We start from the raw sequence: 13,880 nt of genomic DNA, 5'->3' as shown, positions 1-13,880 counted from the left end.
ATCAGGCCCCCATATTTTCCCCATGTTCCGCATTTTTGCCGCCCCATCTTTCCTGGCTACCCATGCTTACCCCCCCCAGTGATAATCGCTTGATCGGTATGATTTTTGCACAGATTTACAGTATCCGGACCAGTTCGGGGTGCCGGGGTGTCGGTCGAAGTCGAACCGGCGCGTAGACGAAGCGGCCATAAGGGCGCAATGGAACCAGGATGATCGTCAGGATTGACACACAGCAGCTCAGGATCGGGATGTACGTCTGCGAGCTCGACCGCCCGTGGCGCGAGACGCCGTTCATGTTCCAGGGCTTCGAGATCCGCACGGATGAGGAGCTGAAGACGCTGCAGCAGTACTGCCGCACGGTCTTCATCATCGCCAACGATGCCGAAGGCATGGCGCTCGCGAAGCGCGCGCCTGCCCGGCCCGAGTTGCTCAAGACCACGGCGGATTTGGCTTCCGGGATGAAGCCCGCGATTTCGATAGAACAGGAAATGCTGAAGCTCAACAATCATCCCGGCGCCCGTTCCGTGTATGCGGACGAGACCACGCTCGAGGAGGAAATCCGGAACATCAAGGATATCCACGCCGGGGCCTGCCAGTTGATCCAGGATCTGATGTGGGAGGCGAAATTCGGCCGCAGCCTCGACGTGCCGGGCGCGCGCCAGACCATCAGCCACATGGTGCAGAGCGCGTTGCGCAATCCCGACGCCCTGACCTGCTTCGCGCAGCTCAAGAACAAGGACGAATATACCGCGCAGCACAGTCTGCGCGTGGCCATCCTGTCGCTGGTGTTCGGGCGCCAGCTGGGCCTGACGCCCGCGGAACTCGAGATGCTGGGTCTCGGCGCGCTGCTGCTCGACGTCGGCAAGATGAAGATTCCGAGCGAGATCCTCAACAAGCCGGCGGCGCTCACGGGCGACGAATTCGCGCTGGTGCGCCAGCACGTGCCGTGGGGCATCGAGATACTCGAAAAGGCCAGCCAGGTTCCGACCATGGCGCTGGAAGTCGCGCGGCGGCACCACGAGCGTTACGACGGCAGCGGTTACGGCGACCACCTCAGGGGCGACACCATCGGAACTTTCGGCATGATCGCCGGCGTTCTCGATTTCTATGATGCCGTTACCAGCGACCGCGTGTATCGCGCCGGCATCACGGCGCATGCGGCCATGAAGAAGCTGTACGAGGGGCGTGGCACCCTGTTCCACCCGGAACTGACCGAGAAATTCATCCAGTGCCTCGGCATCTATCCGATCGGCAGCGTGGTCGAGCTCAACACCGGCGAGATCGGCGTGGTGGCGGCGCTCAACCGCACGCAGCGGCTGAAACCGCGCGTGGTGCTGGTGCAGCGCGCCGACAAGTCGCCGTATCCCGACATGCCGGTCGTCAGTCTCGCCGGCCGCAAGAATCCCGATGGGCGTGCCTGCGAAATCGAGCGCGTGCTCGATCCCGCCGAGTGCGGCATCGATCCCTCCCGTTACCTGCCCCTGACGGGCGCCGCCTGAGCCGGCGGCGATCGCCGCTTCCGGGTATCCGGCAGGCGCTCCGGACCGGACCCCGCCTGACTTCACCCTGGCCCGGGTTTGCGACAGCGTGCCATCGATCGCGTTTTTACCGGCACTGCTTGAATTTTCCCAACCCAGGCTCTAGCATCAACGGCGCTTTCCCCGACCTGAGCAACTAACTACTAATAGTGACAGGCAGCGGCCACCCGCATGGGCATCCGCGCCGTCCAACAGGTTCAAACAGCTTGTCGCCCCTGATTTTTGCCTATCTGGCCCTGGCCAGCGCTTTGGCCTCCGGTGTCCTGGCACTGGGCGCCGACCGTTATCCCGGCCTGCTGCGTTACGGCTCCTCCATCCTGCTCGGCATGTGCGGCGTGTTCGCAGTTTTCGCCGGCGCCTGGGCCCTGATCGACGAGGCGCCCACGACGGACCTGCTGGCGCTCGGCCTGCCGTGGCTCAAATGGCACCTGCGGCTCGATCCGCTTTCCGGATTCTTCTTCGCCGTGGTCGGCTTGCTGGTGTTTGCGATCAGCCTGTTCGCCCCCGGCTACCTGCGCGAATACACCCACCCGAAAAACCGCCAGGCGCTGGCGGCCCTCGGCCTGTTCACTGGCCTGTTCGTGCTCGGCATGCTGCTGGTGCTGCTCGCGGACGATGCCTTCGTGTTCATGATCTCGTGGGAGCTGATGTCGGTGTCGAGCTATTTCCTGGTGGCGTATCAGCATCAGCACGCCGCCAACCGGCGCGCGGCGTTTCTGTACCTGCTGATGGCGCACATCGGCGGGCTGGCGATCCTGCTGGGTTTCGGCGTGCTCGCCGGTTTCGGCGGCGGGTTTACCTTCGGCGCCATGCGCGCGGCGGAACTCTCCGCCACCTGGGCCTCGATCGCCTTCGCGCTCGCTTTCTTCGGCTTCGGCATGAAGGCCGGCATGGTGCCGTTGCACGCCTGGCTGCCGGAGGCGCATCCGGTGGCGCCGTCGCATATCTCCGCGCTCATGAGCGGCGTCATGCTCAAGGTCGCCATCTACGGGCTGATCCGCGTCACCTACGATTTGATCGGCGACATCCAGTGGCAGTGGGGGCTGGTGCTGCTGATCATCGGCTCGACCTCGACCTTGCTCGGGGTGCTGTACGCGATGCTGCGCAACAACCTCAAGCGCCTGCTCGCCTACAGTTCGATCGAGAACGTCGGCATCATTCTCTCCGGCCTCGGCCTGTCGATGATTTTCATCGGCACCGGCCACAAGATCCTGGGCGTGATCGGGCTGATCGCGGCGCTGTACCACGTTCTCAGCCATGCGCTGTTCAAGGGCCTGTTGTTCCTCGGCGCCGGCGCCATCGCGCACGCCACGCACGAGTACGATCTGAACAACCTGGGTGGCCTGATCCGGCGCATGCCGCAAACGGCGGTGTTTTTCCTGATCGGGGCGATGTCCATTTCCGGCATTCCGCTGCTCAATGGTTTTGTTTCCGAATGGCTGACGTTCCAGACCGCCCTGCAGGCGCCGGTGCTCGCGAGCGGCGTATTGCGCAGCATCATTCCGGTGGCGGCGGCGGTGCTGGCGCTGTCGGCCGCGCTGGCGGCCGCCTGCTTCGTCAAGGTCTACGGCGTCGCCTTCCTGGGGCAGGCGCGCAGCCGCCACGCGGCACGCGCGCAGGAAGTCGATGTCGGCATGCGTGCCGCCATGGGACTGCTGGCGGTGCTGTGCGTGCTTTTCGGAATCTTTCCCTCGACCGTCATCAGCGTTATCGATGCCATCCCGAACATGCTCCTCGGGGCCGGGCCGCCCAGCGCCACCGCGCAGGGCTGGCTCTGGCTCACGCCGATCTCGCCCAAGGTCGCTTCCTTCTCCGCGCCGCTGGTGCTGTTAGGCATCCTGATATTCGCGCTGATCAGTTACCTGCTGTTGCGCAAGCGCACGGTCGACAGCCGGCGTGGCCCTGCCTGGGATTGCGGTTTCGGCTCGCTCAATTCGCGCATGCAGTACACCGGCACCGCGTTTTCCATGCCGATCCAGCGCATCTTTGCGCCGGTGTGGGACCTGAAGGAGGAGATCGAGGAAACGAAAAACGCCGCGCAACCGCTGCACACGGAAGGCATGCGTCACCAGATGCAGGCGCTGGACCGCTCCTGGTCGCGCGTCTATGAGCCGATCGGCCACCTGGTGCTGGTGGCGGCGCGCCGCATCGGCATGATCCAGACCGGCAGCATCCACACCTATCTGGCGTATTCCTTCTTCACGCTGATCCTGCTGCTGTGGGTGGTGACATGATCAACTGGCTGCTGGCGCTGGCCCAGACCCTGCTGTTCATCGCCATGGCGCCGTTCCTGCTCGGCTGGATCAAGCGCGTCAAATGCCACATGCAGAACCGCGCCGCGCCGTCGCTGTGGCAGCCCTACCGCGACCTCGGCAAGCTGTTCCGCAAGCACGTGGTGCTGGCGGAACAGGCCTCGTGGATTTTCCGTGCCACGCCCTACATCGTGTTCGGCGTCACCGTGCTCTGCGCCGCGCTGGTGCCGCTGGTGGCGGTGGACCTGCCGACCGCCGCCATCGCCGACGTCATCGTGCTGGTGGCGTTCTTTTCGCTGGCGCGTTTCTTCACCGCGCTGGCCGGCATGGACATCGGCACCGCCTTCGGCGGCATGGGCTCCTCGCGCGACATGATGATCGGCGCGCTCGCCGAACCGGTGCTGCTGATGGCGGTGTTCACGATGGCGATGACGGCCTCCACCACGAATATTTCGGAAGCCACGACCTACACGCTCAACAGCGGCCTGGTGCTGCGGCCCTCGTTCATTTTCGCGATGCTGGGGCTGATGATGGTGGCGGTGGCGGAAACCGGGCGCGTGCCGGTGGACAACCCGGCCACGCACCTCGAGCTCACCATGGTGCATGAGGCCATGATCCTCGAATACAGCGGCCGGCATCTGGCGCTGATCGAGTGGGCCGGCCAGATCAAGCTGATGATATACATGGTTCTGGTCGCCAACGTCTTCTTCCCCTGGGGTATCGCCACCGAGCTGACGGCGAATGATCTCGCCGTGGGTTTCATCGCCATCGCCGCCAAGCTGGTGCTGCTCGGCGTGGTGCTGGTGATGTGGGAGACGGTCATGGCCAAGATGCGGTTGTTCCGCGTGCCGCAGTTCCTCGGCTTCGCGTTCCTGCTCAGTCTCCTGGGCATGCTGACCCACGTGGTGCTGGAAACCGGAGGCTGACATGGAATTCACGCAACTCAGTCTCTACGACCAGGCGATACTGCTGCTGGCGGCGATCGTGCTGTTCACCTCGTTCATCATGCTGGCGCAGCCGCGCATCGTGCCGCTGATTCACGCGTTCGCGTGGCAGGGCGTGTGGCTCGCGGTCACGACGGCGCTGGTGGCTTACGTTACGGATCACCCGCATCTCTACATCTCGGCCGGCATGACGCTCGCGCTCAAGGCCCTGCTGATTCCCTGGATGCTGCACCGGCTCGCCGTGCGACTCAATATTCATCGCGACATCGAGGCGGTGAGGTATCCGTCGATGACGCTGCTGGCCGGCGCCAGCCTCGTCGTCTTCAGCTATTACGTGGCTATCCCCATCGTGCAGCTCTCCGAACTGGTGACGCGCAACGCCATCGCCATCAGTATTGCGGTAATTCTGCTCGGCATGCTGCTGATGATCACGCGCAAGAAGGCGATTTCCCAGGTCATCGGCTTCATGTCGATCGAAAATGGACTGTTCTTCTCGGCCATGGTGTCGACCTTCGGCATGCCGATGGTGGTCGAACTGGGCGTCGCCTTTGACGTGCTGGTGGCCGCGGTGCTGTTCGGCGTGTTCTTCTTCCAGATGCGCGAATCCATCGACTCGCTCGACGTGGACCGGCTCAACCGGCTGCGGGAGGTGGACGAATGACGGCGGTATGGCTGGTACTGCTGATTCCGCTTGCCGGTATCGGCGTGATGGCGCTCATCGGCCACCTGCGCGCCGCCGGCTGGGTCAACGTCGCCCTGTCGGCCGTGAGTTTCGCGGTCTCGGTGTGGCTGGCGCTGATCGTTTACGCCGACGGGCCGCTGCTGTCCCCGAGCCGCATGCTTTATATAGATGCCTTCAACGTCTATCTGGTCACGCTCACCGCCTTCGTCGGCCTGACCACGGCGATTTTCTCCCGCCCCTACATGCAGCACGAGGTCGAGACGCGGCAGATCGGCAAGGGCCGCATGCGGCTGTATCACTCCATGTACCAGGGCTTCATGTTCGCCATGCAGGCGGCGCTCACCACCAACAACGTCGGCATCCTGTGGGTGGCGATGGAGGGCGCGACGCTGGCCACCGTGCTGCTGGTCTCGCTGTACCGCACGCCGGAAGCGGTGGAGGCGGCGTGGAAATATTTCGTGCTCTGCGGCGTCGGCATCGCCCAGGCGCTGTTCGGCACGGTACTGCTGTTCTTCGCGGCCGAACGCGAGGTTCCCACGCGTGACGATGCGCTGCTGTGGAACGTGCTGTACGACTCCGCGGCGCATCTGGAGCCGACGGTGCTGACGCTGGCGTTCGTGTTCCTGCTCGTGGGTTACGGCACCAAGGTTGGCCTGGTCCCGCTGCACAACTGGCTGCCGGACGCGCACTCCGAGGGCCCCACGCCGATGTCGGCGATTCTTTCCGGCCTGTTGCTCAATGTCGCGCTGTACGCGCTGGTGCGGGTGAAGATGATCGTCGACGGCGCGTTGCAAAGCGGTCTCGCGGGCTATCTCATGATGGGTTTTGGCCTGCTCTCGTTCATGGTCGCGGGCCTGTTCCTGCACCGCCAGCGCGACATCAAGCGCATGTTCAGTTATTCGTCCATCGAGCACATGGGGCTCATGACCTTCGCCTTCGGCATCGGCGGACCGATCGCGACCTTTGGCGCGCTGCTGCACATGACGGTGCATTCGCTCACCAAGTCCGCGATCTTCGTCACCGTCGGCCACGCGGCCCAGATCGCGGGAACCCAGTCGATCGAGAAAATCCGCGGCCTGATCCGTACCCAGCCCACGGTGGGCTGGGGGCTGCTGATCGGTACCGTGGCCATCGCCGGCTTTCCGCCGTTCGGCGTCTTTACCAGTGAATTTCTGGTGCTGATCGCCACCATGAAGTCCTGGCCGTGGCTGACCGTGCCGCTGCTGGTGGGGCTGGCGATCGCGTTCGCCGGCCTGTTCCGCCACATCCATCCGATGGTGTACGGCGATCCGCCGGAAGGCCAGGTGCCGGTGCGCGCCAACATGTTGCCGGTGATGATCCAGCTCGGATTCGTGTTGTGGCTCGGCATCGCCGTGCCGGTGTTCCTGTCGAAATGGTTCGAGCAGGCCACCGTGCTGATCTCGGGGAGCTCACCGCTATGACCGCCGCCTGGCTGACTGCCTTTCTCGGCCGGCTCTCGTTGCGGGAGGTCCCGGTGCAGGAGGAGCCGGCGTCCGGGCTGGCGCCGGCGCATTTGCTGACCGTCCGCGCCGAAGACTGGGGCCACCTCGCGCACGAGGCCAAAAACTGGGAGTGTCGCTGGGTCGGCGCCTGGGGCGAGGACAACGGGGAAGCGTTGCTCGTCAATGCCTGTTTCGAACGGGAAGGCGTGTATCTGGTGGCGCGCACGCAGGTTCCGTACACGGCGCCGGCGCTGGCTTCGCACACGCCCAATTTCGCCGCCGCCAATCGCCCCGAGCGGCACATGCAGGACATGCTGGGCATCCTCTTCACGGATCATCCCGATGCGCGCCGCTGGACGCGGCACCGGGCATGGAAAAAGACCGAGCATCCGTTGCGCAGGAATTTTCCCGCGGCCGGCAATCCGCCGGCGCAAACGCCGCCGAACGACAACTACCGTTTCCTGTTCGCGCACGGCAGCGGCGTGTATGAAATCCCCGTCGGCCCGGTGCACGCCGGCATCATCGAACCGGGCCATTTCCGCTTTCAGGCTGTGGGCGAGACCATACTCAATCTGGAAGAGCGCCTGGGCTACGTGCACAAGGGAATCGAAAAAATCGCGGAAGGGCGCGATGCCGCTGCTCTCGCGCGCCTCGCCGGCCGCGTTTCCGGCGATTCCACCGTGGCGCACGCCTGGGCCGCCTGCATGGCGATGGAAAAAGCGGCGGCGACCGAAATCCCGCCGCGGGCGCTGGCGTTGCGCGCCATCATGGCCGAACGCGAGCGCGTAGCCAATCATCTGGGCGACATCGGCGCCATCTGCAACGACGTCGCTTTCAGCTTCGCGTTTTACCAGTACGGACGCCTGCGCGAGGTCTGGCAGCGTGTCTCGCGCGAGGCCTTCGGCCATCGTTTCATGATGGACCGCATCGTGCCGGGCGGCGTGAGCGCCGATCTGGACGATCAGGCGGCCAACGCGATGAAACGGCAAATTGCCTCTCTGCGCCAGGAAGTGGCTACCCTGAGCAACATCATCAACGATCTGCCCTCGATCGAGGACCGGCTGGATACCACCGGTTATCTCGGCCCGGAAACCGCCAGGGCCTTCGGCGCACTGGGTTACGTCGGGCGCGCCAGCGGTATGCCGTTCGACGTGCGCAAGGACGCACCGTATGCGCCCTACACGCGTTTCAGTGTCGAGGTGCCCGTATTCAAATACGGCGACGTGGCCGCGCGCGTCAAGGTGCGGGAACAGGAAATCCTCGAGTCATTCAGGCTGATCGAAAAACTGATGGAGGACCTGCCGCCGGGGCCGATTCGCACCGACTGGAAGCCGGCACCGGCGGGCGCCGAGGGCCTGGGCTTCATCGAGGGATTCCGCGGCGAGATACTCGCCTACGTCCGTTTCGGGGAAAACGGGCGGATCGCGCGCTACTTCCCGCGTGATCCGAGCTGGCTCACCTGGCCGACGCTGGAGAAGCTGGTGCGCGACAACATCGTGCCAGATTTTCCGGTGTGCAACAAATCCGTGAACGGCTCTTACTCAGGACATGATTTGTAAGAATGGAAATGGACAGGATTAACAGGATTCACAGGATAAAACCCGAAAACTTTTTCTTTAAAATCCTGTAAATCCTGTCTATTAAAATCTTATGCTAAGAATCTTAGGAAAAATCCAGCGCATCGGCATCGTCACCGAGCGCCTGCCGAAAATCGACGAGCCCGCGCTCGAAGAGGTCGGCGCGCAGATCAAGGCAAAACTCGGCCAGATGTTCAACGGCAGCCTGGCGATCCGCGAGGTGGACGCCGGGTCGTGCAACGGCTGCGAACTGGAAATTCACGCGCTGAACAATCCTTATTATGGTATCGAGCGTTACGGTGTGCATTTCGTCGCCAGCCCCCGGCATGCCGACATGCTGCTCGTCACCGGTCCGGTGTCGCGCCACATGGAGGCGGCGCTGCGTCGCACTTACGACGCCACCCCGGAACCGAAGCTGGTCATCGCGGTCGGCGAATGCGGCGCCAACGGCGGTGAATTCGGGGTGAGCTACGCCTCCTGCGGGGCGGTGGCGAACGTCATTCCGGTGGACGCGGTCATCCGCGGTTGCCCGCCGACGCCGCTGGACCTGATGCGCGGCATCCTGCAGGCCATCGAGGGGCTTCCCGGCCGCAAATGATTCCATGCGCCCGCGGAAACCGCCGCGGGAACGCCCGCCCTTGCCGTTCCTGAACGATGTCCGTATAAAGCTCCCGATGGACACGCATAGCAAACCGATCGCGCAGCGCATCGAATGGCTGATGGAGCACGCGCGCCGCCACTCCGAAGCCTTTACCAGTTCCGAGGCCTATCTCGCCCGGCAGCGCTATCTGGCGCAGCACACCTCGGCGGTCGCCGCGCTCAAGTGCATGGACGGGCGCATCAACCTTTCCGTCGCCACCCACACGCCGAGCGGCATCATCCAGCCGTTCCGCAATCTCGGCGGCATGTTCGATCTCGGCTGGCCGCACCTGGGCGAGGTGCTTGCCAATTACGTGCACGATCAGGTCACCATCGGGCGCCGCGTGCTCCTGCTCATCACCTATCACTATTCCAAAAGCGACAAGCAGCGCGGCTGCGCCGGGTTCAACTACGATACCGACGCCGCTCGCGCCCACACCTACGCCATCAAGCGCCAGGTCGAGCATGTCTTCGGCGCCGGACACAGCACGGTCTATCCGATCGTGTGCGGCTTCGAGACCGACGAGGACGCGCTGGTGCTGCATGGCACGAACGGCGAGACGCTGGATGTTTCACGTCTCGCGGTCCGCGACCAGGACGGCTTGCGCCCGTCCCTGGAGAAATTATTCCCGGACATGCCGGGCCAGGTGCGCTTCGATCTCGAGCCGCTGGTGCTCGGCAACCAGGCGCGCATCGCCGAAGTGCGCAAGATCGAGCGCACCCTGGACGTGGAACACCGCGAGTGGATGATCTGTATCGGGCGCGGTTTCGATTTCCTGCACATGCCCAACCTCGCGCTCATCATCGGTCCCTACAGCCCCGATCTGGCCGAACCGATCCGCAACGCCGCCAACATCATCGAGAGCAACATGCGCGCCGGCCGCATCCCGGACGACGGCTTCCTGCTGCTGGCTTCGGTGCCCTATGCCGAGGTCGGCGTGGACCGCGCCCGCGCCGAACTGAAGTCGCGTTTCCTTTCGCAGTTCGCCGCCGAGGTCATCCGCGCCGGGCATCCGGCGCTCGCCGCCAAGATGCAGATGCGCACCGCCGTGCTCGACTGGCGTTCCCGCACGCTGGAAACGATCGCTGCCGCCTGAGACGGAGAGCCGTGGTATCCTAACGGTCCGGCGCACGATCCGGACCGGCAAGAACAAGGAGACAGCATGAGCGGCAATCCCCGCGTGGCGGTGATCATGGGTTCCCAGAGCGACTGGAAGGTGATGCGTCACGCGGTGGAAGTGCTCAAGGAATTTGGCATCCCGCACGAGGCCCGCGTGGTTTCCGCCCACCGCACCCCCGACCTTCTATATAAGTATGCCGCGACCGCCGCGGATCGCGGCCTGCGCTGCATCATCGCCGGCGCCGGCGGCGCGGCGCACCTGCCGGGCATGGTAGCGGCCAAGACCATCGTGCCGGTACTGGGCGTGCCGGTCACCTCGCGCGCGCTCAAGGGACTGGATTCGCTGCTGTCGATCGCGCAGATGCCGCGCGGCATTCCGGTGGCGACCTTCGCCATCGGCGAGGCCGGCGCGGCCAATGCCGGACTGTTCGCCGTGGCCCTGCTGGCCAACGGCGACGCCAAGCTGGCGCGCCGCCTGGCCGCCTTCCGCCGCCGCCAGACCGCAAAAGTACGGGCCATGAAGCTGCCGAAATGATCACCCTGCCCGGCGCCACGCTCGGCATGCTCGGCGGCGGGCAGCTCGGGCGCATGTTCACCGTGGCCGCGCGCACCATGGGCTACAACGTGATCGTGCTCGATCCCGATGCCGCGAGCCCGGCGGGCGCGCTCGCGACCGAACATTTGCGCGCCGGCTACCAGGACGCCAAGGCGCTCGACCATCTGGCGCGTGCCTGCGCCGCGGTCACCACCGAGTTCGAGAACGTGCCGGCCGAGACCCTGGCCGCGCTGGCGCAGCACTGCGTGGTGCGGCCCGGTTCGCGCGCGGTGGCCACGGCCCAGAATCGCATCACGGAAAAAATCTTTCTCCGCGACAACGGCTTTGCCACCGCGCCGTTCGCCGTGGTGCGCACCGAGGCCGATCTGGACGCGGCGTGGCGCGCGATCGGTGCGCCGGCGATCCTCAAGGTGGCGCGTTTCGGTTATGACGGGAAAGGCCAGGCCGTGGTGCGCAATTTGCGCGAGGCGCAGGCGGCATGGGAGTCGATGCGGCGCGAGCCGTGCGTGCTGGAACGGCGCATGACGCTCGACACCGAAGTGTCCGTGGTGCTGGCGCGCGGCGTCGATCATGCCATGGTGGTCTATCCGGTCAGCGAAAACACCCATGCCAACGGCATCCTCGACATTACCGTGGTGCCGGCGCGCATCAGCGCGGCCAGGGCGCGCCAGGCGCAGACCGTCGCGCGCCGGCTCGCGGCGCGTCTGCAATACGTCGGCGTGCTGGCGGTGGAATTCTTCATCAGCCGTGGGAAATTGCTGGTCAACGAGATCGCGCCGCGCCCGCACAACAGCGGCCATTACACCATCGACGCCTGCGTCACCAACCAGTTCGAGCAGCAGGTGCGCGCGCTCTGCGGCCTGCCGCTCGGCGACACGCGCTTGTTGTCCCCGGTGGCGATGGTCAACCTGCTCGGTGATCTGTGGTCCCCGCAAGCGCCGCGCTGGGAGCGGCTGCTGGCAAGCCCGCGTGCCAAGCTGCACCTGTACGGCAAGCTCGAGGCACGGCCCGGACGCAAGATGGGTCACTTCAGCTGCCTCGCGACGACGGTGGGCAAGGCCCGGAGCGAGGCGCTGGCATTGCGCCGCGCGCTGGCGTCCCGCACGAAAAAACAGAAATGAAACAGCTCGTTCTAATCCGTCCCGACGACTGGCACCTGCACCTGCGCGACGGTGCGGCGCTGCGCGCGGTGCTGCCGCACACCGCGCAGCGCTTCGCGCGCGCCATCGTCATGCCCAACCTCAAGGCGCCGGTCACCACCGTGGCGCAGGCGCTGGACTATCGCAGCCGCATCCTGGCGGCGCTGCCGCCGGGCGCGCGCTTCGAGCCGCTCATGACGCTTTATCTCACCGAACGCACCACGCCTGCGGAAATCGCCGCCGCGAAAAAAAGCGGTTTCGTGCACGCAGTCAAATATTATCCGGCCGGCGCTACCACGAATTCCGAAAGCGGCGTCACCGATCTCGGCCGCTGCCGCACGGTGTTCGCGGCCATGGAACAGCACGACCTGCCTCTCTTGCTGCATGGCGAGGTCACCGATCCCTCGGCGGACGTGTTTGACCGCGAGCAGGTCTTCATCGAGCGGCATCTGGCATCGCTGGTGCGCGACTTTTCCAAGCTGCGCATCGTGCTCGAGCACGTCACCACGCGCCAGGCGGTCGAGTTCGTCACGCAGGCACCGGCCAACGTGGCGGCCACCATTACCGCGCATCATCTGCTGCATAACCGCGGCGCCATGTTTCAGGGCGGAATGCGGCCGCATTACTACTGCCTGCCGGTGCTGAAGCGCGAGGAGCACCGGCTGGCGCTGGTCAAGGCGGCCACCGGCGGCAACCCGAAATTTTTCCTCGGCACCGACAGCGCGCCGCACGCGCGCCGCGCCAAGGAGTCGGCTTGTGGCTGTGCCGGCATGTATACCGCGCACGCCGCGCTTGAGCTGTATGCGGAAGTTTTCGAGGCTGCCGGCGCGCTGAAACAATTCGAGGCATTCGCCAGCCACTTCGGCGCCGATTTCTATCGCCTGCCGCGCAACCACGACAAGGTCACGCTGGTGAAGGAAACCTGGACTGTGCCCGCCGAATTCGAATTCGGCGACGACACGCTGGTGCCGCTGCGCGCCGGCGAGAGCGTGGCCTGGAAGCTGGCGGCGTCGTGAGCGCCGTGGCGGAACGCCAACAGGTGCTCGACGTCGCCGTGGCGGTGCTGCAACGCGCGGACGGGCGCGTGCTGCTGGCGCAGCGTCCGGCGGGCAAGCCCTGGGCCGGCTACTGGGAATTCCCCGGCGGCAAGATCGAGCATGGCGAGGCCGTCGAGCGCGCGCTGGCGCGCGAGCTGCACGAGGAACTCGGCATCGATCCCGACCGGGTGTATCCGTGGGTGACGCAGGAATACGCGTATCCGGAGAGGCGGGTGCGATTGCATTTCCATCGTGTGCCGGCGTGGCACGGCCAGTTGCACGGCCGCGAAGGACAGGACATGTCGTGGGAAGATCCCGCGGCGATCGAGGTCGGACCGCTGCTGCCGGCGAACGACAGGGTGCTGCGCGCGCTGTGCCTGCCGTCGCTGTACGCCATCACCAACGCCAAAAAACACGGCGAGCCGGAATTCATGCAGCGATTGAAAGCCGCGCTGGAAAAGGGCGTGCGCCTGATCCAGGTGCGCGAGCCCGGGATGGCGCCGGATGAGTTCGAAGCCTTCGCCCGGCGCGTGGTGGCGCTGGCCCATGAACAGGATGCCCGGGTGCTGATCAATGGCGATGAGGCGCTGGCGCTGCGTTGCGGCGCCGATGGCGTGCATCTGCCGGCCGCGCAGCTGATGCAATTGAAACAGTGTCCGGGAACGGAAATGTGGGCTGCGTCCTGCCACGACGCCGCCGAGCTGGCGCAGGCGGCGGCGCTGCAAGCCGATTTCGTCGTGCTGTCGCCGGTATTGCCGACGCCGACCCATCCCGAGGCCGCCGGCATGGGCTGGGAAAAGTTTGCCGCGCTGGTGCAGGATTATCCGTTGCCGGTGTACGCCCTCGGCGGCATGAAACCGGAATTGCTCGACACCGCCATGCGCCACGGCGCCCATGGCATCAGCCTCCTGAGCGGCATCTGGTGAGGAAATC

General features: G+C 65.2%; 12 protein-coding genes. All 12 read left to right on the top strand.

Going from position 1 to position 13,880, the window contains the following annotated elements; all coding sequences use genetic code 11:
* Positions 1 to 209: 209 nt before the first annotated feature.
* The 12 genes from SCL_RS11775 (at position 210) to SCL_RS11720 (ending at position 13,873) form a co-directional block, all read left to right on the top strand.
* Positions 210 to 1,499, top strand: a complete 1,290-nt coding sequence (locus SCL_RS11775) for a cyclic di-GMP phosphodiesterase (protein WP_096361379.1) — start codon at positions 210 to 212, stop codon at positions 1,497 to 1,499.
* Between the two features lie 245 nt (positions 1,500 to 1,744).
* The gene (hyfB, locus tag SCL_RS11770) at positions 1,745 to 3,772 is read left to right on the top strand and encodes a hydrogenase 4 subunit B (protein WP_096361378.1); all 2,028 of its coding nucleotides are present in this window, start codon (positions 1,745 to 1,747) and stop codon (positions 3,770 to 3,772) included.
* Positions 3,769 to 4,716, top strand: a complete 948-nt coding sequence (locus tag SCL_RS11765) for a respiratory chain complex I subunit 1 family protein (RefSeq protein ID WP_172426040.1) — start codon at positions 3,769 to 3,771, stop codon at positions 4,714 to 4,716. Before hyfB ends, SCL_RS11765 begins: the two co-directional genes overlap by 4 nt.
* A 1-nt stretch (position 4,717) precedes the next feature.
* Positions 4,718 to 5,395 carry a formate hydrogenlyase gene (locus SCL_RS11760; protein WP_096361377.1) on the top strand — a complete coding sequence of 226 codons (678 nt, stop codon included), beginning with the start codon at positions 4,718 to 4,720 and terminating at the stop codon, positions 5,393 to 5,395.
* The gene (locus SCL_RS11755) at positions 5,392 to 6,858 is read left to right on the top strand and encodes a hydrogenase 4 subunit F (RefSeq protein WP_096361376.1); all 1,467 of its coding nucleotides are present in this window, start codon (positions 5,392 to 5,394) and stop codon (positions 6,856 to 6,858) included. Before SCL_RS11760 ends, SCL_RS11755 begins: the two co-directional genes overlap by 4 nt.
* Positions 6,855 to 8,438, top strand: coding sequence for a hydrogenase large subunit (locus SCL_RS11750; RefSeq protein WP_096361375.1), 1,584 nt, complete (start codon positions 6,855 to 6,857; stop codon positions 8,436 to 8,438). The genes SCL_RS11755 and SCL_RS11750 overlap by 4 nt, the downstream gene beginning before the upstream one ends.
* Positions 8,439 to 8,529: 91 nt before the next feature.
* Positions 8,530 to 9,054, top strand: coding sequence for an NADH-quinone oxidoreductase subunit B family protein (locus SCL_RS11745; RefSeq protein ID WP_096361374.1), 525 nt, complete (start codon positions 8,530 to 8,532; stop codon positions 9,052 to 9,054).
* 76 nt (positions 9,055 to 9,130) lie between these two features.
* A complete protein-coding gene (locus tag SCL_RS11740; RefSeq protein WP_096361972.1) occupies positions 9,131 to 10,192 on the top strand; it encodes a carboxysome shell carbonic anhydrase domain-containg protein in 1,062 nt (353 codons plus the stop codon).
* A 66-nt stretch (positions 10,193 to 10,258) separates the two neighbouring features.
* Positions 10,259 to 10,750 (top strand): 5-(carboxyamino)imidazole ribonucleotide mutase, encoded by a 492-nt coding sequence (gene purE / locus SCL_RS11735; RefSeq protein WP_096361373.1) that lies wholly within the window; start codon positions 10,259 to 10,261, stop codon positions 10,748 to 10,750.
* Entirely contained in the window at positions 10,750 to 11,892 is a 1,143-nt protein-coding gene (locus SCL_RS11730; protein WP_096361971.1) for a 5-(carboxyamino)imidazole ribonucleotide synthase, read from the top strand. Before purE ends, SCL_RS11730 begins: the two co-directional genes overlap by 1 nt.
* Positions 11,889 to 12,926 (top strand): dihydroorotase, encoded by a 1,038-nt coding sequence (gene pyrC, locus SCL_RS11725; RefSeq protein WP_096361372.1) that lies wholly within the window; start codon positions 11,889 to 11,891, stop codon positions 12,924 to 12,926. Before SCL_RS11730 ends, pyrC begins: the two co-directional genes overlap by 4 nt.
* The gene (locus tag SCL_RS11720) at positions 12,923 to 13,873 is read left to right on the top strand and encodes a Nudix family hydrolase (protein WP_096361371.1); all 951 of its coding nucleotides are present in this window, start codon (positions 12,923 to 12,925) and stop codon (positions 13,871 to 13,873) included. Before pyrC ends, SCL_RS11720 begins: the two co-directional genes overlap by 4 nt.
* Positions 13,874 to 13,880 lie beyond the last annotated feature (7 nt).

Source organism: Sulfuricaulis limicola (assembly GCF_002355735.1).
Lineage (GTDB): Bacteria > Pseudomonadota > Gammaproteobacteria > Acidiferrobacterales > Sulfurifustaceae > Sulfuricaulis > Sulfuricaulis limicola.
Note: the sequence above shows the minus strand (reverse complement) of the source record. Positions and strands in the feature narration are given on the sequence as shown.

Bases quoted from the DNA above. Each gene is read 5' to 3' on its own strand.
- purE (WP_096361373.1), top strand. From the start codon at position 10,259: ATGAGCGGCAATCCCCGCGTGGCGGTGATCATGGGTTCCCAGAGCGAC.
- SCL_RS11740 (WP_096361972.1), top strand. From the start codon at position 9,131: ATGGACACGCATAGCAAACCGATCGCGCAGCGCATCGAATGGCTGATG.
- SCL_RS11750 (WP_096361375.1), top strand. From the start codon at position 6,855: ATGACCGCCGCCTGGCTGACTGCCTTTCTCGGCCGGCTCTCGTTGCGG.
- pyrC (WP_096361372.1), top strand. From the start codon at position 11,889: ATGAAACAGCTCGTTCTAATCCGTCCCGACGACTGGCACCTGCACCTG.
- SCL_RS11745 (WP_096361374.1), top strand. From the start codon at position 8,530: ATGCTAAGAATCTTAGGAAAAATCCAGCGCATCGGCATCGTCACCGAG.
- SCL_RS11760 (WP_096361377.1), top strand. From the start codon at position 4,718: ATGGAATTCACGCAACTCAGTCTCTACGACCAGGCGATACTGCTGCTG.
- SCL_RS11755 (WP_096361376.1), top strand. From the start codon at position 5,392: ATGACGGCGGTATGGCTGGTACTGCTGATTCCGCTTGCCGGTATCGGC.
- SCL_RS11775 (WP_096361379.1), top strand. From the start codon at position 210: ATGATCGTCAGGATTGACACACAGCAGCTCAGGATCGGGATGTACGTC.
- SCL_RS11765 (WP_172426040.1), top strand. From the start codon at position 3,769: ATGATCAACTGGCTGCTGGCGCTGGCCCAGACCCTGCTGTTCATCGCC.